Source organism: Massilia sp. ZL223, from assembly GCF_018119395.1.
Taxonomy (GTDB): domain Bacteria; phylum Pseudomonadota; class Gammaproteobacteria; order Burkholderiales; family Burkholderiaceae_D; genus Telluria.
On the sequence record NZ_JAGPWD010000015.1, the window covers coordinates 40670 to 64088 of the forward strand.

The following is a 23419-nucleotide window of genomic DNA, read 5'->3' on the forward strand; positions in this document are numbered from 1 at the left end:
CGCGCGTTCCGCCACCTACGTCATGTCTGGAGCACTCCCATCCGCTGCATCAACTGCTTACGGTAGCTCCGGCTTATCCTGAGCCGGACACCGCTTTTCAGCACCGCCTCGTGCTCCCCATCCGCATTCAACTCGATCGCCTGTAATCGATCGAGGTTGATCATGGTCGACCGGTGGATCCTGCAAAAGAGCGCAGGGTCCAGATCCGCCTCAAGTTCCGCCAGGCCGCGGCGCATCAAGTGCACCTGCGTCCCGACATGCAAGGACGCGTAGTAATCCGCCGCTCCGATCCAGTCGATGTCGGGAATCGGCAGGAACAGGACTTGCCCCGCATTCTTGAGGACGAGACGCTGATCGGATTTCCTGTTTGTCGTCAGCTTCTCCCTCGCCCTCGCCAAGGCCATGTCGAAGCGCTCGTCGCTGTACGGCTTGAGCAGGTAGTCCAGCGCACCCGCATCGAATGCCTTCAACGCATAGCTGTCATAGGCGGTCACGAAGATGACGGCAGGCGGCAGGTTCGCGCCCAGCATCTCCAGCACGTCGAAACCATCGCAGCCCGGCATCTGGACATCGAGGAAGACCAGATCCGGCCTGCATGCCCGCATGGCGTCGGCCGCCGCCTTGCCCTGGTCGTATTCGCCAGCCAGCTCGATATCGGCGTGCCGGCGCAGCAGCTCCTTCAGGTTGGCGCGTGCGGGCGCCTCGTCGTCGACGATGAGCGCGCGGATTGTTCGGGCAGCGTCTTGCATGGCTCAGGAATGAACAAGTGGAAGGGTAATCCTGACCTCGACCCCATCGCCACGGTTGCACAGGTCGAGCGTAAAGTTCCCATCGTAGAGACTCGCGAGACGCTGGCGCACGTTCGCCAGGCCGATCCGGCCTGCCGGGACGGCGGCCGGCAAAGGCGGTCCATCGTTGTAGACCGCTATCGATAATCTGTCGGCCGCCGTACCGATCGTCACGCCGATTCTGCCGCTTTCCGGCCGGTGGGCAAGGCCGTGTTTAAAGGCGTTTTCGACGAGGGGCTGGAGCAGCAGGGTCGGCACCTGCGCCGACAGGAGGGCCGGCGGCGCGTCGACACTGTAGTGCAGCCGCTCGCCGAAACGCATTTTCTGGATGGCGAGGTATTTGTCCAGGAAGGCCAGCTCTTCGTCCAGTGTGGCCAGGTTGCGGTCGGCGTCCGCGAGCACCCGGCGCAGCAGCTCGCTGAGCCCCGTGATCATGCCCACGGCGGCGTCGTTGCGCCGCTCGCGGACCAGGCCCGTGATCGTATTCAGGGAGTTAAACAGGAAATGCGGCTCGATCTGGCGCCGCAAGGCGTCGAGCTGTGCCTGGACGAGCTGCTCGTTCAACTGCGCGCGCTTGGCCCGCTCCAGCATCAGCCCTTCGCGGGCGCGTACGCCATAGCCGATGGCCAGCGTCGTCACGTACAGCACCACGCTGGTCAGCATGCCGTTGACGAAGTGCTGGCGCCATAGCTCGCGCCAGGACGGCGGCGGTGTCGCCAGCCACGGGTCGAGGGCCTGTTCGAGTACAGCGGTCCACAGCGCGGACAGTAAGCCGATGCCCAGGCAGGCAAGAAGATGGCCGGGCCACCCGAGGCGCTGCGCATCTTGCGCGGCGATGCGCATGCCCAGCCGCAGAACCGCCGGCGTGGCCACGGCCCAGACCAGCCAGTACAGCATCCGGAAGCAGAACAGCTCCGGCCAGGCATGGTGCATGCCGCCGGACTTCATGACGATCAGCGTTTGTATCGCGTCGAACAGGCCGATGCCCGACCACGCCACGGCGGCCCAGAACCAGTCGCGTGACATCCAGCGGCCAGGAAGAATGGGGGCTGAAGTGGAAGTCTGCATGCGTGAACGATAAACGAAAAAGTGAACGGTTTGCAAAAAATGCAGCGAAACGACGGCGCCATGCAGCGGCCGGCATCGCCATGGGCGGAGGCGGCCGTCACACTGGGTCGTCTTGTTCATCAAGGCGTCTCGTTTTCGTTAACCTAACAAACTCCTTCCATGCCCAAGCTCAAACACTTCCTTGCCTGCGCTTTGCTGGCGGTCTCTCTGCCCGCGCTGGCCGTGGTTATCCGGCACGATGTCGCCGACCTGAAGTACCGGGTCCAGGAAACGCCGATGCGGGCCATCGCCAACTTGCCTCATGAGGGCCATGGCGTCCTGATCGCGCCGCAATGGGTTCTCACCGCCGCGCACGCGACCCAATGGCATCCGGTGACGGAGATCATGCTGAACGGCGCATGCCGCAAAGTCGAGCGCCTGATCGTCCACAAGGGCTACAAGCCGCTGCCGAAGGCGCTGACGGCAGCCGAGGCGGATGCCGCCCACGGGATAGCGCATCTGGCCGCATCCGATGACATCGCCTTGATCAAGTTGTCGGAACCCGTCACCGATGTGCAGCCGCTCGCGCTCTACCGCGGCGATGACGAAGCGGGCAAGCTCATGCAGGTAATGGGAATGGGTGCTACCGGCACCGGCGAGCGTGGGCTGGAGCCGCACAGCGCGCACCGTACTGCGATGCGGCGCGCATTCAATGTCGTCGGCAGCGCCGATGCGCGCTGGCTTGGCTATGTGTTCGATTCCGGGCCAGGCGCGCATCCGCTCGAAGGCACGAGCGGGAACGGAGACAGCGGCGGCCCGATCCTCATCGAAGAGGACGGCGAATGGAGGCTGGCGGGGCTGACATCCTGGGTGTTTGCTGAAGGTAAGGTCAGTGCGTGGCAGTCCGGCAGGTACGGCAGCAAAAGCTTTGCCGTTCGCGTGTCTCGTTATCTGCAGTGGATACAACAGGAGATTGCAACAAAGGGTTCACCCGGTTTCAGGAACTAGGTTTCTCTGGATGGCCGATGGCGTGCGAAAGATTGCGGCGCGCCTGCTCCTCGAAGCGACGACGTAGCGCGGGCGTCGCATAGATGGGCTCACGCTCGAGAAATGCCTGGAGAACGGCGCGGCGCCTGGCGGCGTAGATGTCCGGCGCCACCCAGGCATATTCGGCCCGGATCTGCTGTTCGTATTCGGCGAAGCGCGCCTCGGGAGCGCCGAGGATGGACAGGTCGATGTCGGTCAGCAGGGCCGCGTCCCGTGTGCCGGGGAGGGCGTTGTGGCAAGTCGCCATGACCAGGTCGTGGATGCGGCTGCAGGCCTGCTCGCCGAGTCCTGCGGCGTGCAGCGCCGTGACTGCCCAGTGCGCCGAACGGGCTTCGTTGTCGTGCGCGCGCACATCGTAGACGGCGTCGTGGAACCACAGCGCCAGTTCGATCTCGTCGAAGCGCTCCGCCTCGGCCCTGAAGGTCTCGGCAAGCGCCAGGCATTCGCCGAGGTGCTGGAGGGTGTGATAGTGGCGCTGCGCCTCGCTGTAGGCGTCCAGCAGCGCGCCGCACAGGCCTTCCGGTTCCGGCAGGTCCATCCTCTGCCACAGCGCCGCCCAGCGTGCCCTCAAGCCGTCCATGGCCTTACATCAGGATGACGTCGTACTGCTCCTGGTGGTAACCCTTCTCCACCTGCAGCGAAATGCGCTTGCCGATGAAGTCGCCCAGCATCGCCAGGTGCTGGGATTCCTCTTCCAGGAACAGGTCGACCACCTCCTGCGAGGCGACGATGCGGAATTCGCGCGGGTTGAACTGCTTGGCTTCGCGCAGCAGCTCGCGCAGGATCTCGTAGCAGATCGTGCGGCTGGTCTTGACCTGGCCCTTGCCGGAGCAGGCGGGGCAGGGTTCGCACAGGATATGGGCCAGCGATTCGCGGGTGCGCTTGCGCGTCATCTCGACCAGGCCGAGGGCGGAGAAGCCGCTCACCGAGACTTTCGTGCGGTCGCGCGCCAGGGTCTTCTTCAGCTCGGCCAGCACCGCGTTGCGGTGCTCGTTGTTCTCCATGTCGATGAAGTCGAGGATGATGATGCCGCCCAGGTTCCGCAGGCGCAGCTGGCGCGCGATCGCGTGCGCCGCTTCCAGGTTGGTCTTGAAGATGGTGTCGGCGAAGTTGCGTCCGCCCACGAAGCCACCGGTGTTGACGTCGATGGTCGTCATCGCCTCGGTCTGGTCGACGATCAGGTAGCCGCCGGATTTCAAATCGACGCGGCGGCCCAGGGCGCGCAGGATTTCTTCCTCGACGCCGTAGAGGTCGAACAGCGGACGCTCGCCGGTGTAGTGGGTCAGGCGCGACAGCACGCTGGGCGTGTACACCTGGGCGAAGTCGACCAGCTTCAGGTAGTTCTCGCGCGAGTCGACCTGGATGGTGGCCGTCTCGTCGTGCACGAAGTCGCGCAGCACGCGCTGGGCCAGGCTCAGGTCCTGGTAGAGCAGGGTGGTGGGCGGCTTGGTGCGCGCGCCCTGGACGATGGCGCCCCAGGTCTTGCGCAGGTAGTCGATGTCGGCCTTCAGGTCCTCGTCCGAGGCTTCCTCCGCCTGGGTGCGCACGATGTAGCCGCCTTTTTCCTCGCTCGGCAGCAGGTTCTGCATGCGGGTGCGCAGCAGTTCGCGGTCGGCTTCCTTCTCGATCTTTTGCGAGATGCCGATGTGCTGGTCCTGCGGCAGGTAGACGAGCATGCGGCCGGCGATCGAGATCTGGGTCGACAGGCGCGCACCCTTGGTGCCGATCGGGTCCTTGATCACCTGCACCGTCAATACCTGGCCGTCGAACAGCAGCTTTTCGATGGGGGTAGGAGGGGTGCCGTTGCCTTCGTGGCTGCGCGCTTCCCAGATGTCGGCCACGTGCAGGAAGGCGGCGCGTTCCAGGCCGATGTCGATGAAGGCAGATTGCATGCCCGGCAGCACGCGCACGACCTTGCCCAGGTAGATATTCCCCGCCAACCCGCGCGTGAGCGTGCGCTCGATGTGCAGCTCCTGAACCGCGCCCTGCAGGACCAGCGCGACGCGCGTTTCCTGCGGTGTGATGTTGATGAGGATGTCTTCGTTCATGGACCCAGCCGTGCAATGTTGTTCAGAGTGACATGATACACGGTGGTTGGCCCGGCGGCGGAGCCGCCAGGACCAGGATGATGCGCGGCGTATTTACAGGACGTAGCCGGCTTTGCGCAGCAGGTTCGCCGTCTCGAACAGCGGCAGGCCCATGATGCCGGAGTGGCTGCCTTCGATGTGCTCGATGAAGACCGCCGCCGCGCCCTGGATGCCGTAGCCGCCGGCCTTGTCGTAGGGCTCGGGCGAGGCGCAGTAGGCGCGGATCTGTTCCGGCGTGAGCTTGGCGAAGCGCACGGTCGACACTTGGGTGATCTGCTCGGCGATGTTCATGCCGTGCACGGCCACCGAGGTCAGCACCTCATGGGTGCGGCCGGACAGGCGTTCCAGCATCTCCACCGCTTCCCTGGTGTTGGCCGGCTTGCCAAGGATCTGGCCGTCGATGGTGACGGTGGTGTCGGCCGACAGCACCGGGCGCAGCGGCTGGCGCCGGCTCAGCACCATGTTCCAGGCGAAGGCGCCTTTTTCGCGCGCCACGCGGGCCACGTAGTCCACGGGCGCCTCGCCCGCATGCACGTCTTCACTGACGTCGGCGCCGCGCACCGGGTCGTTGCGCAGGGCCAGCAGTTCGAAGTCGACGCCGATCTGGCGCAGCAGTTCGCGCCTGCGCGGGCTCTTGGAGGCGAGATAGATTTTCTTGTCGTTAGGTCTCGTGAACATGGCGCTCAGACGCGGTGGTAAGGATGGTTCTGGGTGATGGTCCAGGCACGGTACAACTGTTCCGCCAGCATGACGCGCACGATTCCGTGCGGCAGCGTCATGCTGGAGATGCGGATCATGCCTTCGGCGCGCGCCTTCAGCTCCGGATCGAGGCCGTCGGCCCCGCCGATCAGGAAGGCGGTGTCGCGCCCGTCCTGCTGCCATTGCTCCAGCTGGCGCGACAGGCCGACACTGGTCAGGTCCTTGCCGCGCTCATCCAGTGCAATGATGCGCACGCCTTTCGGCAGCACCGCTTCGATGCGCTCGCGTTCGAGCGCCATCGCGGTGGCCGCCGTCTTGCTGCCGGACCGTTCGACCGGCTTGATTTCCTTGAGCACGATGCGCAGCTCGGGCGGCATGCGCTTGACGTACTCGGCAAAGCCGGTCTCGATCCAGGCCGGCATCTTGTGGCCGACCGCAACAATCATCAACTGCATGAAGGCTTACTCGGCCGCTTTCTTCACGCGGCGGATCACCTTCTTCACCGGCGCCTCGTCGGCTGCCGGCGCTGCCGTCTTGGCGGCGCGCTTCGGCGGCTTGGCCTTCAGCGCTTCGACGGCCGCGGTTTCGCTCTTGCTCGGCGCTACCTTGACGGTCTTGCCGGTCGGGACCTTTTTGGCGGCCGGTTTCTTGGCGGCGGTTTCGGTTGCAGCTTTCTTGGCCGCGGGCTTGCGCTCGCGCACCGGCTTGGCTTCCGGCTGCTCCTGGTTGGCCGCCAGGTGCTTGGACTTGGTCTTCGGCGCGTCCGCTTCCGCCGCTTCCGGGGTCGACTTGCGCTTGGCCGCGCCCAGCTTGACCGGCTTCTCGCCCCAGATTTCTTCCAGGCGGTAGTACTGGCGGATCGCCGGCTGCATGATGTGGACGATCATGTCGCCCAGGTCCACCAGCACCCATTCGCCGGTGTCTTCGCCTTCCAGGCCAACCACGTCGCCGCCTGCGGCCTTGACCTTGTCGCGCACCGACGCAGCCAGCGCCTTGGTCTGGCGGTTCGAGGTGCCCGAGACCACGGCGATGCGGTCGAACAGGCTGGTCAGGTGGGTGGTGTCGAACAGGACGATGTCCTGGCCCTTGACGTCTTCCAGGGCGTCGACGACCAGCGTTTGCAGTTTCTTGATATCCATTAGTTTTTATATAGGTTGTGTTGTTGAATATAGTCTAGCACTTGCGCCATCACCAGCGCGCTAGCGTCTGCGCCCGAGCGCAGGGCCTCGCGGATCCGGGTGGCGGAAATATCGACCGCCAGCGTATGCGCCAGACAAACTTTTCCGTGCGGGCTATTCCGCACTGCGTCCGGCGTTGCAAGCCGCGCGGACAATTCTTGGGCGACGGCGGGCGGCAGCTTGTCGCTGGCCAGCTCGTAGCCGGGGCGTGCGGCCACGCCCAGGCTGGCCAGGTCGAACAGCGCATGCCATTCGCGCCAGCTGTCGAGCTTTTGCAGCTGGTCGGCGCCCATCAGGAACACGATGGAAGCGTCCGGGCCCAGCTCGGCGCGCAGGGCGCGCAGGGTGTCCACCGTGTAGGTCGGCTGGCCGCGCTCGATTTCCTGCAGATCCAGCAGCACCGGGAAAGGCTTGTCCTTGAAGGCCAGTTCCAGCATGGCGACGCGGTCCGCATCGCTGGCCTGCAGCGCGCCTTTTTGCCAAGGACGGGCCGGCAGTACGCGCAGCTGGTCGGGTTGCAGCAGATCGGCGAACAGCTCGGCCAGTGCGACGTGGCCGTGATGCACTGGGTCAAAACTTCCTCCCAGCAAGGCAACGCAGAAGGTCACGACGCCAGCCAGTCCCGGTGGACCAGGAAGTCCGAATACAGCTGGGCCTCGAGGCTGCCGGGTTCCGGATGCCAGTCGTAGCGCCATTTCACGATCGGCGGCATCGACATCAGGATGGCCTCGGTGCGGCCGCCCGACTGCAGGCCGAACAGGGTGCCGCGGTCCCAGACCAGGTTGAACTCGACATAGCGGCCCCGGCGGTAAGCCTGGAAGTCGCGTTCGCGTTCGCCGTAGGGCGTGTCCTTGCGCGCCTTCAGGATCGGCAGGTAGGCGCCGAGGAAGCTGTCGCCCACGCTCTGGACCATCGCGAAGGACTGGTCGAAGTCCACTTCGTTGAAGTCGTCGAAGAAGATGCCGCCCACGCCGCGCGGCTCCTTGCGGTGCTTCAGGTAGAAGTATTCGTCGCACCACTTCTTGAAGCGCGCGTGCAGGTCGCCGCCATAGGGCGCGAGCGCGTCGTGGCAGGCCTGGTGGAAGTGGCGGACATCGATCGCGTTGCCGTAGTAGGGCGTCAGGTCCATGCCGCCGCCGAACCACCAGACCGGTTCCTTGCCTTCCGCCGTGGCTTCGAAGAAGCGCACGTTCATGTGCACGGTGGGGGCGTAGGGGTTACGCGGGTGCAGGACCAGCGACACGCCCATGGCTTCCCAGGCGCGGCCCGCCAGTTCCGGGCGCGCGGCCATGGCCGACGGCGGCAGGCTGGCGCCCATCACGTGCGAGAAATTCACCCCGCCGCGCTCGATCACATTGCCTTCCTCGATCAGGCGCGAGATCCCGCCGCCGCCTTCCGGCCGTTCCCAGGCGTCGCGCAGGAAGGGCTTGCCGTCGACTTCCTCGAGGGCTTGCACGATGCGGGCCTGGAGCGCGAGCAGCCAGGCTTTGACGGCGTGGGGGGACGGGGTGGACATGCGGATCGGATAAGCTTGTGAAAAGTGGGCAGATTGTACACCTGCCGTTAAGGTGTTGAGATGTTTGGTGTTCGCTGGGTGTTTCGGCTGCTCGAAGAAACTTGGGTTCCGGCCTTCGCCGGAACGACGGTCTTGAAGCGGGTGGCTGAAAATCGCTGATCTGATTTCGGCCACGTCCCTTAGCACGTCGTTCCGGCGCAGGCCGGAACCCAAGTTTGTGTGCGTACCCGCTGGCGAGAGCTCAGCGATAACGCGGACTTACTTCACCCCACGCCACCCGATATCGCGGCGGTACTGCGCGCCGTTGAAGTGGATCTTCTCCACCGTATCGTAGGCCTGCTTCTGCGCCATCTTGACGCTGTCGCCCAGGCCGACCACGCACAGCACGCGGCCGCCGCTGGTCTGCAGGGTGCCGCCCACCATCTGGGTGCCGGCGTGGAAGGTCACGCATTCCGGGGTCTCCGGCGGAATGCCGTCGATGATGTCGCCCTTGCGCGGGCTTTCCGGATAGCCTTCGGCGGCCATCACGACGCCCACCGCGGTGCGGCGGTCCCATTCCAGTTCCACGGCGTCCAGGGTGCCGTTGCAGGCGTGGTCCACGACGCTCAGGAGGTCGCTCTTCAGGCGCGCCATGATCGGCTGCGTCTCCGGGTCGCCCATGCGGCAGTTGAATTCCAGGGTGCGCGGGTTGCCTTCGGCGTCGATCATCAGGCCGGCGTACAGGAAGCCGGTGAAGACGATGCCGTCCTTGGCCATGCCCTGGATGGTCGGGTTGATGATCTCGCGCATCACGCGCGCGTGCATCGACGGGGTCACGATCGGGGCGGGGGAGTAGGCGCCCATGCCGCCCGTGTTCGGGCCTTCGTCCTGGTCCTTGAGGCGCTTGTGATCCTGGCTGGTGGCCAGGGGCAGCACGTTCTTGCCGTCGCACATGACGATGAAGCTGGCTTCTTCGCCGGCCAGGAATTCCTCGATCACGATGCGCGCGCCGGCGTCGCCGAAGGCGTTATCCGACAGCATGTGGTCGACGGCCGCGTGGGCCTCGTCCAGGGTCATCGCCACCACCACGCCCTTGCCGGCCGCCAGGCCGTCGGCCTTGATGACGATCGGGGCGCCGTTGGCGTTGACGTAGTCGTGCGCTTGCGCCGCGTCCGAGAAGCTCTGGTACTTGGCGGTCGGGATGCCGTGGCGCTGCATGAAGGCCTTGGCGAAGTCCTTCGAGCTTTCCAGCTGCGCCGCTTCCTTGGTCGGGCCGAAGATCTTGAGGCCGCGCGCGCGGAACAGGTTGACGATGCCGGCGGCCAGCGGCGCTTCCGGGCCCACCAGGGTCAGGTTGATGCCTTCGGCCACCACGAAGTCGGCCAGGGCCGCCGGGTCCGTGATCCCGACGTTGACCAGGTGCGGATCGAGTTCGGTGCCGCCGTTGCCTGGGGCGACGAAGACGGTCTGGACGCGTTCGGATTGGGCCAGTTTCCAGGCCAGGGCGTGTTCACGGCCGCCCGAGCCGACTACGAGGATTTTCATGGGAGCTTCCGGTTTATTCTTCGATCACGGCGTTGGTGTACACCTCCTGGACGTCGTCCAGGTTTTCCAGCGCGTCGAGCAGCTTCTGCATCTTGAGGGCGTCTTCGCCGGTGAACACGGTTTCGGTGGCCGGCTTCATGATGACTTCCGCCACTTCGGCCTTGAAGCCGGCTTTTTCCAGCGCGTCCTTCACGCCGGCGAAGGCGAACGGGTCGCACAGCACTTCGAAGCCGCCTTCCTCGTCGGGGATCACGTCGTCGGCGCCGGCTTCCAGCGCCGCTTCCATCAGCTTGTCCTCTTCCACGCCCGGCGCGAACAGGAACTGGCCGGTGTGCTTGAACATGAAGGCCACCGAACCCTCGGTGCCCATGTTGCCGCCGAATTTGCTGAAGGCGTGGCGCACTTCGGCCACGGTACGCACGCGGTTGTCGGTCATGCAGTCGACGATGATCGCCGCGCCGCCGATGCCGTAGCCTTCGTAGCGGACTTCTTCGTAGTTGACGCCTTCCAGGCCGCCCGATCCGCGCTGGATCGCGCGGGTGACGTTATCCTTCGGCATGTTCGCGTCGGCCGCCTTGTCCACGGCGAGGCGCAGGCGCGGGTTGGTGGCGACGTCGCCGCCGCCCATGCGGGCGGCCACGGTGATTTCCTTGATCAGGCGCGTCCAGATCTTGCCGCGCTTGGCGTCGGTGGCGGCTTTCTTATGCTTGATGTTGGCCCATTTGCTGTGTCCAGCCATGTCGAGAATCCTTAGACGAGAAGGGAGGGCCACCGCCCTCCCAGAATGCAAGAGTGGCCGACATTCTAACATAGGCCCCTCTTGCAAAATCGCCGGGTCTGACTTATGGAAACAACAAGCGGGTTCCCCAGACCAGGAGCGCGAGCCCTCCCAGGCAGGCGATCCAGTGGCCTCCGCGCAGCTTGATTTCGGCCGGCGCCAGCACCAGCAGGACGGCGGCCGGGGCTGGGTGGACCGGCCCGGACGCCAGCGGCAGCAGCATCAGGAGCCAGATGCTGCCCATGCAGGTGCGCGAGTGGCCGATGCCGCGGCACAGGGCGCTCCAGGTGTCGTCGCGCCAGTCGGCCAGGAGCGCCGGCAGCGGGGTGCGGCAGTGCTCCAGGCAGTCGTGCTTGGGGGGCAGCCACTGGTAAATACCGGCCGCCACCAGCGCCAGGCCGAGGGCCGCCGGGTAGCGCACCGCCATGGACTCGTCGAGCATGCCGGCGTCGTGCAGGGTCCACTGCATCAGGCTTGCCAGGAGCGCGAACAGGGCGCAGGGAATGAGGTGGCCGAGCACGAACAGCGCCGTGCGCAGGCGGGGCAGGGGCGCGCCGTGCCAGCGCGCGGCCCGCGCGACCAGCACCGTGGGACGGACCGCGAGCGGCAGCATGACGGCGGCGGCCATGCCGGCCCAGAGCGCGAAGACCAGGGCCAGCTGGCCGGCGCCATAGGGGGCCGGTTCCGGCGGTTTCTGGGCGGGCGGGACAGCGGCGGGACCCGTGGACAGGGCGCCGACCAGGAGCACCAGCCAGCACAGGATGGCCACCAGGGTCAGCCAGGCCAGGCCCAGGCGGACCTGGCGCTCGGTGGGGGCGTGGCTTCCGGTTTCGATAAGGTTCATTGTGGGGCTCCTTGATGCGCCGTCGGGACGCCGGCAAACTTGGGCCCCCGCCTTCGCGGGGGAGACGGTTTCAAGGCTGGTGGCGGGAGATCGCGTTGCGGCCTGCATGGGCTTGCAAACGCGGGTGGAAAGACGGTCGGCATTGGTTTCCCCTGTCGTTGATGTGTTCTGTTCGACCGTTCGTCCGCACCGGCGTTCAGCGGCCCCGTCAGCAGAGCCGGCTCAGGCGTTCTACAATCGACGGATGAACAAGAGTCTCGCCGCCAATCCTGCATCTCCTTTACCACGCTCCGCCCTCGTCGCCGGTCTCTCCATCGCCATCGCGGGCGCCGTCTTGTTTTCGACGAAGGCGGTGGTCGCAAAACTGCTGTACCGGTACCACATCGATGCCGTTACATTGATCGCGTTCAGAATGCTGTTCTCGCTGCCGGTGTTCGCCGCGGTGGCGATCTGGAAGATGCGCGCCGGGCCGCCGCTCACCCCCTCGGACCGCTGGCGCATCGCCGGGCTGGGCCTGGTCGGCTACTACCTGTCGAGCTACCTCGACTTCCTCGGGCTGCAGCACATCTCGGCCGGGCTGGAGCGCCTGATCCTGTTCCTGACGCCGACCTTCGTCCTGGCCATCAATGCCGTGTTCTTCAAGCGGCGCGTCAAGCCAGTCGAGTGGGGCGCCCTGGGGCTGGCGTATTGCGGCATCGTGCTGGTGTTCGTGCACGACCTGGGCGGAGGCGCCGGCAGCACCGTGCTCGGTTCGCTGTTCGTGCTGGGCTCGGCGATCGCCTATGCGGTCTACCTGCTGGGCTCGGGCGAGATGGTGCGCCGCATCGGCTCGCTGCGCCTGGTGGCCTATGCGATGTGCGTGTCGAGCGCGGCCTGCATCCTGCAGTTCTTCGTCGTGCATCCGCCGGGCGTGCTGATCCAGCCGGCGCCGGTTTACATGCTCTCGCTCGTGAATGGAGTATTCTGTACGATCTTCCCGGTATTTATGACCATGGCCGCGGTACAGCGCATCGGCGCCGCGACCGCCTCGCAGGCAGGCATGATCGGACCGGCGTCGACGCTGTTCTTCGGCGCCCTCATTCTCGGGGAGCCGATCACGGCGGTGCAGCTGGCCGGCACCGGGCTTGTGCTTGTGGGGATTTATCTTCTGTCGCTCAAAAAATGACCAAACCGACCCAGCCACGCATTGCGCTCATCGCGCACGACAAGAAAAAAGACGACATGATCAAGCTCGCGGGCGAGTACCGCGAGTTCCTGCAGACCTGCATCCTGTCGGCCACCGGGACCACCGGCGGACGCCTGATCAACGAACTCGGCCTGCAGGTCGAGCGCATGCACTCCGGCCCGGTGGGCGGCGACCTGCAGATCGGCGCCCAGCTGGTGAACGGCCAGATCGACTGCGTGATCTTCCTGCGCGACCCGATGACGCCGCAGCCGCACGAACCCGACATCAACGCCCTGGTCCGCGCCTGCGACGTGCACAACATCGCCTGCGCGACCAATGTCTCGACTGCGCACCTGGTGCTGTCGCAGCTGCGGGCCGCGTTCGCCAAGTAATCCACCAAGGAGGTCCCATGCGCGCCAAAGCGATCCGGATCGCCGCCAATGGCGGTCCCGAAGTGATGGAGTATGTCGACGTCGAGGTAGGCCAGCCGGGACCCGGCGAGGCGCTGGTGCGCCAGCACGCGGTCGGCCTGAACTTCATCGACGTGTATTTCCGCACCGGCCTGTATCCGCAGCCGCTGCCCGCCGGCCTGGGGCAGGAGGGCGCGGGCGTGGTCGAGGCGGTGGGCGAAGGCGTGACCCACGTGCAGCCGGGCGACCGCGTCGCCTATGCCGGCGGCCCGAACGGCGCGTACGCCGAGCTGCGCACCATGCCTGCTCATGTGCTGGTGAAGCTGCCGGACGCGGTGAGCTTCGAGACCGCCGCCGCCATGATGCTGCAGGGGCTGACGGTGCAATACCTGTTCCGCAGCACCTATCCCTTGATGACCGGCCAGACCATCCTGTTCCATGCGGCCGCCGGCGGCGTCGGCCTGATCGCCTGCCAGTGGGCGCGCGCCCTGGGCGTGAACCTGATCGGCACCGTGGGCTCGAAGGAAAAGGGCGAGCTGGCGCTGGCGCACGGCGCGGCGCACGTCATCAACTACAACGAGGAAGACATCGTGGCGCGCGTGCGCGAGATCACCAACGGTACGGGCGTGCCGGTGGTGTACGACTCGGTGGGCAAGGACACCTTCTTCCGTTCGCTCGACTGCCTGAAGCCGCGCGGGCTGATGGTCAGCTTCGGCAATTCGTCCGGCGCGGTGGAGCCGTTCTCGCCGGGCGAGCTGGCCAAGCGCGGCTCGCTCTACCTCACGCGGCCGACCCTGGGGGCCTACATGGCGACCCGGCCGGAGCTGGAGGCGATGGCGGCGGACCTGTTCGGGATGGTCGAGAGCGACAAGGTGAAGATCGAGGTCAACCAGACCTTCCCGCTGTCGCGGGCGGCCGACGCGCACCGGGCGCTGGAGAGCCGGCGCACGACGGGTTCGACGGTGCTGCTGCCATGAGGGATACCAGTGGAGACAACCGCCCGCCGCCGTCGGGGGATGATGGGGTGCCGAAGTTTGGAAGGCTGCTGATCGTGCTGGCGGGGGCGATCCTGATGATCGTGGCGATCACGTTCGGGTCGGAGGCGTGGTTCAGCTGACCCGCCGCCGAAGTCCTCAGCTCTTCGTTCCGGCGAAGGCTTAGGGCAGCGGGCAGGTAGTTACGGTAGATCGGCACCGGCAAACAAAAAGGCCAGGCACCAGCCTGGCCTCCCTTCATCCGCAATCGCGAATCAGCCCTTCTTCTCGTCCATCGTCACCTCAACCCGCCGCGCCATCCCCGACGGCCCCGGGAACTCCGCGAACGCGCTCCTCACCAGCGCCGGCATCACTTCCGGCGTCGACAGCTCGCGGCTGGTGTTGTGCACCGTGACGTCGAACAGCCTGCGCGCATCGCTCGCCTGCTTGATCGAGACCTGCAGCTCGCGCCGGTACTGGTGTTCCACCGAAACCTGGTAGGCCGGGAACGGGCTCCAGAACGGATCGTAGAACGGGCTGTAGCCGCCCCAGTAGCGGCGGTAGTAGCCGCGGTAGCCGAAGCGCGCCCGCGGGTGGTAGAGCGGGTGGTACATCGGGTGATAGAAGGGGGACATGACCGGCTCCAGCACCCGCACCGGGATGTCGGTGGTGGTGAAACGCATCGATACGGTCAGCGCCGGCGTGGCGCCGTTGGCGTCGCGGAATCCCAGGCGCGCCAGTTCGCCGCGCACCAGTTCCTGGTAGCTGCGCCATTCGAGCGTGTCGTCCTGCTGCGGCGGCACCTCGAAGACATAACTCTTGTCTGCCATCTGGGCGGGCCATTGATGGAAGGTCGTGACATCGCTGCGGTAGGTCGTGGCGCAGCCTCCCAGCAGCAGTGCCAGCGCCGTTCCCGCGGCGACCATGATCAGGCGTTTCATTACATTCTCCCTTGTATAGTCGGTGTTTCCCCGATGATGTAGCTTAGCCTTTGTTCTACATTTATTGCACGGAATTTACACCCGGTTACGCGCGGCACATTCCGATACATGAAATCGTACGGAACGCGCGAAAATCTTGTTGGTAAAATAAGCACTTCATCCACTGTGTTTGCGGACTCCCTATGCGCACCGATACGCCCCAAACGATCTACCGGAAGGACTATACCCCGCCGAGTTACCTCGTGGATACTGTCGAGCTCGGCTTCGACCTCGATCCGTCCCGGACCGTCGTCGCCAACCGCATGACCCTGCGCCGCAATCCCGGCAGCAGTCAGCGGTCGATTGAGCTGCATGGGGAGGATATTGAACTGGTGGCGCTGCGCCTGAACGGCAAGGCCCTCGGCAAGGGCGACTACCGCCTGGCCAACAATATCCTGGTCATTCCCGAGGCGCCCGACCAGGTGACCCTCGAGATCGAGACCATCTGCGTTCCCGAGCAGAACACCACCCTGAGCGGGCTGTATGTTTCGAATGGGAACTTCTTCACCCAATGCGAAGCGGAAGGTTTCCGCCGCATCACCTTCTTCCCGGACCGCCCCGACGTGATGGCGACCTATACCGTGATGCTGCGCGCCGACAAGGAGCGCTATCCGGTGCTGCTGTCCAACGGTAACCTCATCGAAGAGGGCGAGCTGGACGACGGCCGCCACTACGCGCTGTGGGAAGACCCGTTCAAGAAGCCGTCCTATTTGTTCGCCCTGGTGGCGGCGCGCCTGGTGTGCCAGGAAGAGACCTTCCGCCTGGCCGACGGCCGCGACGCCTTGCTGCAGGTGTGGGTGGAAGAGGGCAACCTCGACAAGACCGACTATGCGATGCAGTCGCTCAAGCACAGCATTCGCTGGGACGAGGAGCGCTACGGCCTCGAGCTCGACCTGGACCGCTTCATGATCGTCGCCACCAGCGACTTCAACATGGGCGCGATGGAAAACAAGGGCCTGAACATCTTCAACACCAAGTTCGTGCTGGCCAACCCGCGCGTGGCGACCGACATCGACTTCCAGGGCATCGAAGCGGTGGTGGCGCACGAGTACTTCCACAACTGGACCGGCAACCGCGTCACCTGCCGCGACTGGTTCCAGCTGTCGCTGAAGGAAGGCCTGACGGTGTTCCGCGACCAGGAATTCACGGCCGACATGATCGGCACCGAGACCGGCCGCGCCGTCACCCGCATCGACCAGGTGCGCACCCTGCGCCAGGCCCAGTTCCCGGAAGACGCCGGCCCGATGGCCCACCCGGTGCGTCCCGACTCCTTCGTCGAGATCAACAACTTCTACACGGTGACCGTGTACGAGAAGGGCGCCGAAGTGGTGCGCATGTACCAGACCCTGCTGGGCCGCGAAGGCTTCCGCAAGGGCATGGACCTGTATTTCCAGCGCCATGACGGCCAGGCCGTCGAGTGCGACGACTTCCGCCGCGCGATGGGCGACGCCAACGGCCGCAACCTGGTCCAGTTCGAGCGCTGGTACAGCCAGGCGGGTACGCCGGTGCTGCGCTTCGAGACCCGCTGGGACGAGACGGCGGGCACCTATACGCTCAAGCTGTTCCAGTCCTGCCCACCGACTCCGGGCCAGCCGGAGAAGCTGCCCTTCCATATCCCGGTGGCCGTCGGCCTGCTCGACCCGGAGGGCCGCGACATGCAGCTGACCGTCGACGGCGTGGAATACGGCACGACGGCGGTGCTGGAGCTGACCCAGGCCGAACAGACCTTCGTGTTCACCGGCGTGAACGTGCAGCCGGTGCCGTCCCTGCTGCGCGACTTCTCGGCGCCGGTCATCCTGCAGAACGGCTACACCGACAGCGAGCTGCTGCACCTGTTCAGCCATGACAGCGACCCGGTCAACCGCTGGGAAGCCGGCCAGCGCCTGGCCATGGGCCGCCTGCTCAAGCTGGCCGCCGACGCCAGGCATTCGCCGCGCCTGGACCTGGACGATACCTTTGTCGAAGCCATGCGCAAGATGTTGACCGACGATACGCTGGACCCGGCGTTCCGCGAGCAGGCCTTGCTGCTGCCTTCGGAAACCATGATCTCGGAGCAGCTCGATACCGTCCATCCGCTGGCCGTGCACACCGCGCGCCAGTTCATGCGCGCCGACCTCGGCGCGCGCCTGCGCGCCGAGCTGCTGGAACAGTACGAAGCCAACCAGACGCCGGGCCCCTACAGCCCGGATGCGGCGTCCGCCGGCAAGCGCGCACTGAAGAACCTGGCGCTGGCCTACCTGAACGCGGCGCCGGACGCCGAGAGCGTCGCGCTGGCCCAGCGCCAGTTCGACACGGCCGACAACATGACCGACCGCGCCGCCGCGCTGAGCGCCCTGATCCAGTCGCGCGTGCCGGAAGCGGCCGATGCGCTGGGCGTGTTCTACGAAGAGTTCAAGGGCGAGGCCCTGGTCGTGGACAAGTGGTTTACGATGCAGGCCACCGCCTCGACCACCGACGTGGCGGCGGTGCGCGCACTGATGCGCCATCCGGCCTTCACCTTGCGCAACCCGAACCGTGCACGCAGCCTGGTGGCGGCCTTCTGCGCCAGCAATCCGGTGCAATTCCACGCCCCGGACGGCAGCGGCTACCAGTTCTGGGCCGAGCAGGTGATCGCGCTCGACGCGCTCAACCCGCAGGTCGCCAGCCGCCTGGCGCGCGCCATGGACCGCTGGCGCCGTTACGCGCCCGAGCTGCAGGCCCAGATGCAAACGGCCCTGCAGCAGGTGGCCGGACAGCCGGAGCTGTCGAACGACGTGCGCGAAGTGGTCAGCAAGGCCCTTGCCAACTAAAAGAATTCAATCACCATCCAACAAAGGAAGTCCATGAAACGCGTCAGCCTTACGCAATACCTGGTGGAGGAACAGCGCCTCCACCAGAACATCAACGCCGAGCTGCGCCTCCTGATCGAAGTGGTGGCGCGTGCGTGCAAGCGCATCAGCTACTCGGTCAGCAAAGGCGCGCTGGGTGAAGTCCTGGGCAGTGCCGAGACCGAGAACATCCAGGGCGAAGTCCAGAAGAAGCTCGACGTGATCTCGAACGAAATCCTGCTCGAAGCCAACGAGTGGGGCGGCCACCTGGCCGCGATGGCCTCGGAAGAGATGGAAACCATCCGCCAGATTCCGAGCCGCTATCCGAAGGGCGAATTCCTGCTGCTGTTCGATCCGCTGGACGGCTCGTCGAACATCGACGTGAACGTGTCGATCGGCACCATCTTCTCGGTGCTGAAGGCGCCGGAAGGCATGGCCGAGCCGACCGAGCAGGACTTCCTGCAGCCCGGCGCCACCCAGGTGGCGGCCGGCTATGCCGTGTATGGCCCGCAGACCATGCTGGTCCTGACCACCGGCAACGGCGTGCATTGCTTCACCCTGGACCGCGAGATGGGTTCCTGGGTGCTGACCCAGAGCGACATGAAGATCCCGGAATCGACCAAGGAATTCGCGATCAACATGTCGAACAAGCGCCACTGGCATCCGCCGGTGCAGCGCTATGTCGACGAGCTGCTGGCTGGCAAGACGGGTCCGCGCGGCAAGGACTTCAACATGCGCTGGATCGCCTCGATGGTGGCCGACGTGCACCGCATCCTGAACCGCGGCGGCGTCTTCATGTACCCGGCCGACCTGCGCGACCCGGGCTCGCCGGGCAAGCTGCGCCTGATGTACGAAGCCAATCCGATGGCGATGATCGTCGAGCAGGCCGGCGGCGCCGCCACCGATGGCAAGGGCCGCATCCTGGACATCCCGCCGACCAAGCTGCACCAGCGCGTGCCGGTCTTCCTGGGTTCCAAGGAAGAGGTCGAAGTGGTGACGGGCTACCACGCGCAATAATATTTTTGCAATAACGCCGCTCGCTTGCAAGGTGTATCACAATACACACTAGCAAGTTTGTGGCGTTATTTGCTAGAATACGGTGTTTTCGCCGCTGTAGCTCAGTCGGTAGAGCAGCGCATTCGTAATGCGAAGGTCACCAGTTCGATTCCGGTCAGCGGCACCAAGAATTCAGTAATAAGGTCAAAGGGTTACAGGCGAGAGCATGTAACCCTTTTTCTTTTTGCCGACTCTTCTCCTGTTGTGTCACTGTGTTGAAAAAGGGCGAGATCGGTGCGCGAGAAATGATCGAGCAAAGGCGAACTGCTGCGCTTGCTTGGCCGTTTCAATGAGGCTAACGCCGTGCTTAAGGCTGTGCCGGCGGACGGGGCATAGCGAGTTCGGGCAGATGAACTCATCCCATCGCCTTCAAGAACGGCCCCGCCTCATGGACTGCTTGACGGATTGACAAAAACGCCTCGGTTCGCCAATATGGTTGTAAATGACAACGGATTGGCGTGATGAATACCCCGACATTATTGCGAGACCTGGTCCGCGAGTACGTGCGTTCACAGCGCCGTACCGCCAATTGCGGCGACACGGCGTCGACCGTCCAGTGCCACATCCTTACTGAATTGCTGCGTGCCGAGCCGTGTACCCAACAAGAGCTGGCCGCCCGGCTGATGCTCGACAAAGGCTGGATCAGCCGGGGATTGGATCGCCTGGCTGAGGAAGGGCTGGTCACGCGGACGCCGGACCCGGCCGATAGGCGACGGGTTCAAATACGGCTGACCCCGGCAGGGAAGGGGCGCGCGCTGGCGCTCGACGGCCGGCTCGACATGCACGCCAAGGCCTTGCTCGGCGGCCTGACGGCGGACGAAGAAGACCAGTTGGCGCCCCTGCTGGCGAAAGTGCTGGGAAGCCTGCGCGCAGACCGCTGTGCGGGGAAATGTTCAGTAGGTGCGCGGGACGCCACGTACCGGCGCGCCGACCGCGCCGACTGGCCGGCAATTGAAGCCTTGCTGCGTGCAGGACACCTGCCCGTGGAAGGCGCGGCTGAGCACATCGCGCACTTCACGGTCGGGACGGCGTCGAGGGGCATCTTCGCGGCCGGTGGCTTTGAGCCGCACGGCGCCTATGCCTTGCTGCGTTCCTTTGTCGTCGCGGAGGCGGAGCAGGGACGCAGCCACGGAACCGATCTGCTTCGGCATGTTCTGCTCGATGCGCGGCAGGCAGGCATCGAGACTGTTTTTCTACTGACCCAAACCGCCGAACAATTCTTTGCCCGCTTCGGGTTCAAGCCAATCGAGCGCGACGACGCCCCGCCGGCGATACGACAGACAAGCGAGTTCACCAGTCTATGCCCCGCCAGCGCCCGCCTGATGGCGTTATCTCTCTGCGACTTGAATGTCACCTGACGCCGCCGCTATCTGCGCCATCTATAACCACTACGTGCTGGCCACGGCGATCACGTTCGACGTGGGATATTGGCAGCTGAACCTCGGCAGATAAAGGCCAGGTTAGACTTGCATCGGTGTGTCTACAGGTCGGCGATCACCAGTTTGAACTGCTGGAGCCGCTCCGGGTTCACGCAGTAGCAGACCCGCTGCACGTCGGACGAGCCTTCGATGAGACCAGCGTCTTTCAGAATCGAGACGTGTTTCGAGATCGTCGACGGCGCCAGCGGCAGCACGTCGGCAAGGCTTCCGAAGTAGCACTCGCCGAAATCGATCAGGTGGCGGAGCAACTGGATGCGTGCGGGATGCGCAAGCGCCTTGCACATGCGCGCCAGGTCATCGGCATCGATTTCCGTGGTGCGTGAGCGAGGCGCGGTCGGGGGGCAGCAGGACGTTGACATTGGATTCATTCGTTGTTTGGCGAACGCAGAATAGAGCTCAGGCGGCACCTTTGTCAAAGGATTTGACGGAGCGAGGCCGGCTTTCAGCAGCGACTGCCCGCAGGAAGAGGGCAAGCGAAACAAGGGACATCGCCAGCAATATGGACAACAGCACGCCAGGGGCGCTGTCATGGCGCAACAGCGTTGCGGCGACAAGCGGCCCCGCGGCTTTCGATAGCAGCGAAGGACCTGCCATGGCGCCCGCGATGGCGCCATAGTTTTCGCGACCGAACAGGGCCTGTGGAATCGAACCGCGCACGATCGTCAGGATGCCGTTGCTCGCGCCGTAAAGCATGCAGAACATGGCCACCATCCACGCCTGCGAGCCGGCCAGTACGAGGATGAGCAGGGCCGCGGGCAGCATCGAGAAGGTGAGCACGCCAACCGTCTGCGGTGGCGTGTTGCGTGCGAACACCATCTCGGCGATACGCCCGGCCACCTGCATCGGACCGATCAGCGCGGCCAGGAGGACTGCCATTGAGGCCGTCTGTCCCATGCGCTCGAGCAGGGGGATCAGATGGACCGCCATGGCGGAGAAGATGAAGGTGTTGGCCGAAAACGCCAAAGCCAGGGTCCAGAAGACCGGATGGCGCAGCGCCTCGGCCAGCGTGTGGCTGCGGCGCTTGCTGGCGAAGCCATGCTGCCCTTGCGGCTTGGGATCGGCGCTGAGACAGAGATGCAAGGGCATGCACACGGCGAGCTGCGCGACGCCATACCACAGATAGGTGTCGCGCCAGCCGAACATCGCATCGAGCCTGGCGGTGAGGGGCCAGAACAGGGTGCTGGCAAAGCCGCCGAACAGCGTCAGTGTCGAGATCGCCCGCCGTGTATCGAATCCGTGCTTGCGGTTGATCGTGGCGAAAGCGGCTTCGTACAAGGTGAGCGCCATCGCGATGCCGATCAGTGTCCATGCGAGATAGAAGGAGATGGCGTCGCTGGAACGACTGAGCCACACGAGTCCGATCGCGCAGAGCAAGGAGCCGGCGGCCATGATGTAGCGGCCACCGTAGCGGTCGAGCAGCACGCCGGCCGGCGTGGCCGCCAGCCCGGCGACCAGCAGGCTCCAGGAAAACGCGCCGAAGACGAGTTCGGGCGCGAGGCCCAGATCGCGCTGCATACCGGGCGCCATGATGGTGAAGGCGTAGTACAGCGATCCCCAGGAAACGATCTGGGTAAGGGCAAGAATGCCGATGGTTCTGGATGGCTGATGCATGGGGAACTCCGGGACGGCGCCGCCGGCGCACGCCGGCGGCAGGATCGAGCGCTCAGGCGCAGCAGCTGGTTTCGGCAGGCTTGCTGCAGCCGCAGGCGCCTCGTGGCGATGGCGCCGGGACGCAGCAGGAAGCGGCCACCGCGGCCGGGACATCGCAGCAGGAGCCTGCCGGTTCGGCCGTGCTCTCGTAGGCCAGCCGCGTATTGCAGACACCCGTCTCCGGCAGGTCGAGCTGTACGTCGTCGGCCGCCGCCCTGTCCCCGGCCAGGGCCGCGACGACCGAGCGCACCTGCTCGTAGCCGGTCGCCATCAGGAAGTTGGGAGCACGGCCGTAACTCTTGGCGCCAACGGCGTAGTAAGCGGATTCCGGGTGCGCCAGTTCGCGGTGTCCATGTGGGCGGACCGTCCCGCAGCTATGCTCGTTCGGATCGATCAGCGGGGCGAGCGCGTCGGTGCTTTCGAGCCATGGGTCGTGACGCACGCGCAGTTCGCGGGTGATGCCGAGGTCGGGCCGCGCACCGGCCGCGCAGATGATGCGGTCGATGCCGTCGACCGTCGGCGCGATGCCGTCGACGGACTCTCCGGTCACGCGGATTTTTCCGCCATGCTCGGCCAGCTGCTCGATCCGGAAGTTCTGGTGCATTTCCAGTCCACCCGAATCGCGCAAGGCCCGCAGGCGCATTCCCAGCTGGCCGCGCGCCTTCAGGCCATCGGCTTCGCCGCCGCCGAACACGCGGGCCAGCTGGGTGCCACGGGTGACCCATACGATGCTCGTGCCTGGGTGTTCTCGGGCCAGCTGGGCAAGCGCGAGCAAGGCGCCGGCGGCCGAGTGTCCGGCGCCCACGACCATGACTCGCCGGCCAGCGTAAAGTTCGCGTGCGGCGCCCAGTACGTCGGGCATGCCATAGTCGATCCGTTCTGCCAGCGCCGTTTCGCCCAATGCCGCAATGCCGTCGGCGCCCAGGGGATTCTGATGCGACCACGTGCCGGTGGCGTCGATCACGGCGCTGGCCAGGTACTGGCGTACGCCGTCCGCGGTTTCAGCCCGGATGAGGAAGGGCGCAGCGTCGCGGCCCTTGGTCTTGACCTTGTCGAAACCAGCGCGTGTGATTGCAGTGACGCGGTGGCCGAGATAGAGGTTTGCTGCAATGCCGGGTAGCGCTGCCAATGGGGCCAGGTACTGGTCCAGCAATTCGCCGGCGGTCGGCAGGCCATCGTCATCCGGCGCCGCCCAGCCATGGCGCTGCAGCAGGCGCCGCGCCGCCTTGTCGACGTTGTATTGCCATGGCGAGAAAAGGCGCACATGACGGTATGAAGCCATGTTGGCGCCGACCGTGGTGCCGGCCTCGAGGAGCAAGGGCCTCAGCCCACGCTCGATCAAATGCGCTGCGGCGGCGAGGCCTACCGGTCCTCCACCCAGCACGGCGACTGGAAGCTGTTCTTTGGTCTCGATCATCATTTTCGCTCTC

General features: G+C 65.4%; 23 protein-coding genes and 1 tRNA gene. 8 read left to right on the plus strand and 16 right to left on the minus strand.

Annotated elements, in window-relative coordinates; all coding sequences use genetic code 11:
• Positions 1-20: 20 nt before the first annotated feature.
• Entirely contained in the window at positions 21-749 is a 729-nt protein-coding gene (locus tag KBW95_RS11565) for a LytTR family DNA-binding domain-containing protein (RefSeq protein ID WP_211524659.1), read from the minus strand.
• 3 nt (positions 750-752) lie between these two features.
• Positions 753-1976, minus strand: a complete 1224-nt coding sequence (locus KBW95_RS11570; protein ID WP_211524660.1) for a sensor histidine kinase — start codon at positions 1974-1976, stop codon at positions 753-755.
• A 39-nt stretch (positions 1977-2015) separates the two neighbouring features.
• On the opposite strand from KBW95_RS11570, the gene KBW95_RS11575 reads away from it, so the two are divergent.
• Positions 2016-2843, plus strand: coding sequence for a trypsin-like serine protease (locus KBW95_RS11575; RefSeq protein WP_211524661.1), 828 nt, complete (start codon positions 2016-2018; stop codon positions 2841-2843).
• Here KBW95_RS11575 and KBW95_RS11580 read toward each other — a convergent pair.
• The 10 genes from KBW95_RS11580 to KBW95_RS11625 all read right to left on the minus strand — a co-directional run bounded on the left by KBW95_RS11580 (position 2833) and on the right by KBW95_RS11625 (position 11508).
• Positions 2833-3462: an N-methyl-D-aspartate receptor NMDAR2C subunit gene (locus tag KBW95_RS11580; protein ID WP_211524662.1), complete on the minus strand. Its 630-nt coding sequence runs from the start codon at positions 3460-3462 to the stop codon at positions 2833-2835. The two genes, KBW95_RS11575 and KBW95_RS11580, sit on opposite strands and share 11 nt — an antisense overlap.
• 4 nt (positions 3463-3466) lie before the next feature.
• The gene (gene rng / locus KBW95_RS11585; RefSeq protein ID WP_211524663.1) at positions 3467-4930 is read right to left on the minus strand and encodes a ribonuclease G; all 1464 of its coding nucleotides are present in this window, start codon (positions 4928-4930) and stop codon (positions 3467-3469) included.
• Positions 4931-5023: 93 nt separating this feature from the next.
• A complete protein-coding gene (locus KBW95_RS11590; RefSeq protein WP_211524664.1) occupies positions 5024-5647 on the minus strand; it encodes a nucleoside triphosphate pyrophosphatase in 624 nt (207 codons plus the stop codon).
• A 5-nt stretch (positions 5648-5652) separates the two neighbouring features.
• A complete protein-coding gene (gene rlmH, locus KBW95_RS11595; RefSeq protein ID WP_211524665.1) occupies positions 5653-6123 on the minus strand; it encodes a 23S rRNA (pseudouridine(1915)-N(3))-methyltransferase RlmH in 471 nt (156 codons plus the stop codon).
• 6 nt (positions 6124-6129) lie between these two features.
• Complete coding sequence (rsfS, locus tag KBW95_RS11600; protein ID WP_211524666.1) at positions 6130-6807, minus strand: ribosome silencing factor; 678 nt, start codon at positions 6805-6807, stop codon at positions 6130-6132.
• Positions 6807-7454: a nicotinate-nucleotide adenylyltransferase gene (nadD, locus tag KBW95_RS11605; RefSeq protein WP_373888790.1), complete on the minus strand. Its 648-nt coding sequence runs from the start codon at positions 7452-7454 to the stop codon at positions 6807-6809. Before nadD ends, rsfS begins: the two co-directional genes overlap by 1 nt.
• Positions 7451-8362: an oxygen-dependent coproporphyrinogen oxidase gene (gene hemF, locus KBW95_RS11610; protein ID WP_211528310.1), complete on the minus strand. Its 912-nt coding sequence runs from the start codon at positions 8360-8362 to the stop codon at positions 7451-7453. The genes nadD and hemF overlap by 4 nt, the downstream gene beginning before the upstream one ends.
• 258 nt (positions 8363-8620) lie before the next feature.
• Positions 8621-9886, minus strand: coding sequence for a phosphoribosylamine--glycine ligase (gene purD / locus KBW95_RS11615; RefSeq protein WP_211528311.1), 1266 nt, complete (start codon positions 9884-9886; stop codon positions 8621-8623).
• Positions 9887-9899: 13 nt separating this feature from the next.
• On the minus strand, positions 9900-10625 hold the full coding sequence (locus tag KBW95_RS11620; protein WP_211524670.1) for a YebC/PmpR family DNA-binding transcriptional regulator: 726 nt from the start codon (positions 10623-10625) through the stop codon (positions 9900-9902).
• Between the two features lie 103 nt (positions 10626-10728).
• Entirely contained in the window at positions 10729-11508 is a 780-nt protein-coding gene (locus KBW95_RS11625; protein WP_211528312.1) for a DUF2182 domain-containing protein, read from the minus strand.
• Between the two features lie 244 nt (positions 11509-11752).
• Here KBW95_RS11625 and KBW95_RS11630 point away from each other — a divergent pair, with 244 nt between their 5' ends.
• From KBW95_RS11630 to KBW95_RS11640, 3 genes are read left to right on the plus strand one after another with little or no spacing between them, the layout of a single operon-like run.
• On the plus strand, positions 11753-12673 hold the full coding sequence (locus KBW95_RS11630; RefSeq protein ID WP_211524672.1) for a DMT family transporter: 921 nt from the start codon (positions 11753-11755) through the stop codon (positions 12671-12673).
• Positions 12670-13065 carry a methylglyoxal synthase gene (locus KBW95_RS11635; protein WP_211524673.1) on the plus strand — a complete coding sequence of 132 codons (396 nt, stop codon included), beginning with the start codon at positions 12670-12672 and terminating at the stop codon, positions 13063-13065. Before KBW95_RS11630 ends, KBW95_RS11635 begins: the two co-directional genes overlap by 4 nt.
• A 17-nt stretch (positions 13066-13082) precedes the next feature.
• Entirely contained in the window at positions 13083-14060 is a 978-nt protein-coding gene (locus tag KBW95_RS11640) for a quinone oxidoreductase (protein ID WP_211528313.1), read from the plus strand.
• Between the two features lie 272 nt (positions 14061-14332).
• Here KBW95_RS11640 and KBW95_RS11645 read toward each other — a convergent pair whose 3' ends face one another.
• The gene (locus tag KBW95_RS11645) at positions 14333-14998 is read right to left on the minus strand and encodes a DUF4136 domain-containing protein (protein WP_211524676.1); all 666 of its coding nucleotides are present in this window, start codon (positions 14996-14998) and stop codon (positions 14333-14335) included.
• Positions 14999-15180: 182 nt separating this feature from the next.
• On the opposite strand from KBW95_RS11645, the gene pepN reads away from it, so the two are divergent.
• The 4 genes from pepN to arsN2 all read left to right on the plus strand — a co-directional run bounded on the left by pepN (position 15181) and on the right by arsN2 (position 20258).
• On the plus strand, positions 15181-17826 hold the full coding sequence (pepN, locus tag KBW95_RS11650; protein WP_211524677.1) for an aminopeptidase N: 2646 nt from the start codon (positions 15181-15183) through the stop codon (positions 17824-17826).
• Between the two features lie 33 nt (positions 17827-17859).
• Complete coding sequence (locus KBW95_RS11655) at positions 17860-18861, plus strand: class 1 fructose-bisphosphatase (protein WP_211524678.1); 1002 nt, start codon at positions 17860-17862, stop codon at positions 18859-18861.
• Positions 18862-18951: 90 nt separating this feature from the next.
• Positions 18952-19027, plus strand: a tRNA-Thr gene (locus KBW95_RS11660).
• Positions 19028-19361: 334 nt separating this feature from the next.
• Positions 19362-20258, plus strand: a complete 897-nt coding sequence (gene arsN2, locus KBW95_RS11665) for an arsenic resistance N-acetyltransferase ArsN2 (RefSeq protein WP_211528314.1) — start codon at positions 19362-19364, stop codon at positions 20256-20258.
• A 122-nt stretch (positions 20259-20380) separates the two neighbouring features.
• On the opposite strand, the gene KBW95_RS11670 is transcribed toward arsN2, so the two are convergent.
• From KBW95_RS11670 to KBW95_RS11680, 3 genes are read right to left on the minus strand one after another with little or no spacing between them, the layout of a single operon-like run.
• Entirely contained in the window at positions 20381-20698 is a 318-nt protein-coding gene (locus KBW95_RS11670; protein ID WP_211524680.1) for a helix-turn-helix transcriptional regulator, read from the minus strand.
• Between the two features lie 37 nt (positions 20699-20735).
• Positions 20736-21950 (minus strand): MFS transporter, encoded by a 1215-nt coding sequence (locus KBW95_RS11675; protein ID WP_211528315.1) that lies wholly within the window; start codon positions 21948-21950, stop codon positions 20736-20738.
• Between the two features lie 52 nt (positions 21951-22002).
• On the minus strand, positions 22003-23409 hold the full coding sequence (locus KBW95_RS11680) for an FAD-dependent oxidoreductase (protein WP_307727508.1): 1407 nt from the start codon (positions 23407-23409) through the stop codon (positions 22003-22005).
• Positions 23410-23419: the final 10 nt, after the last annotated feature.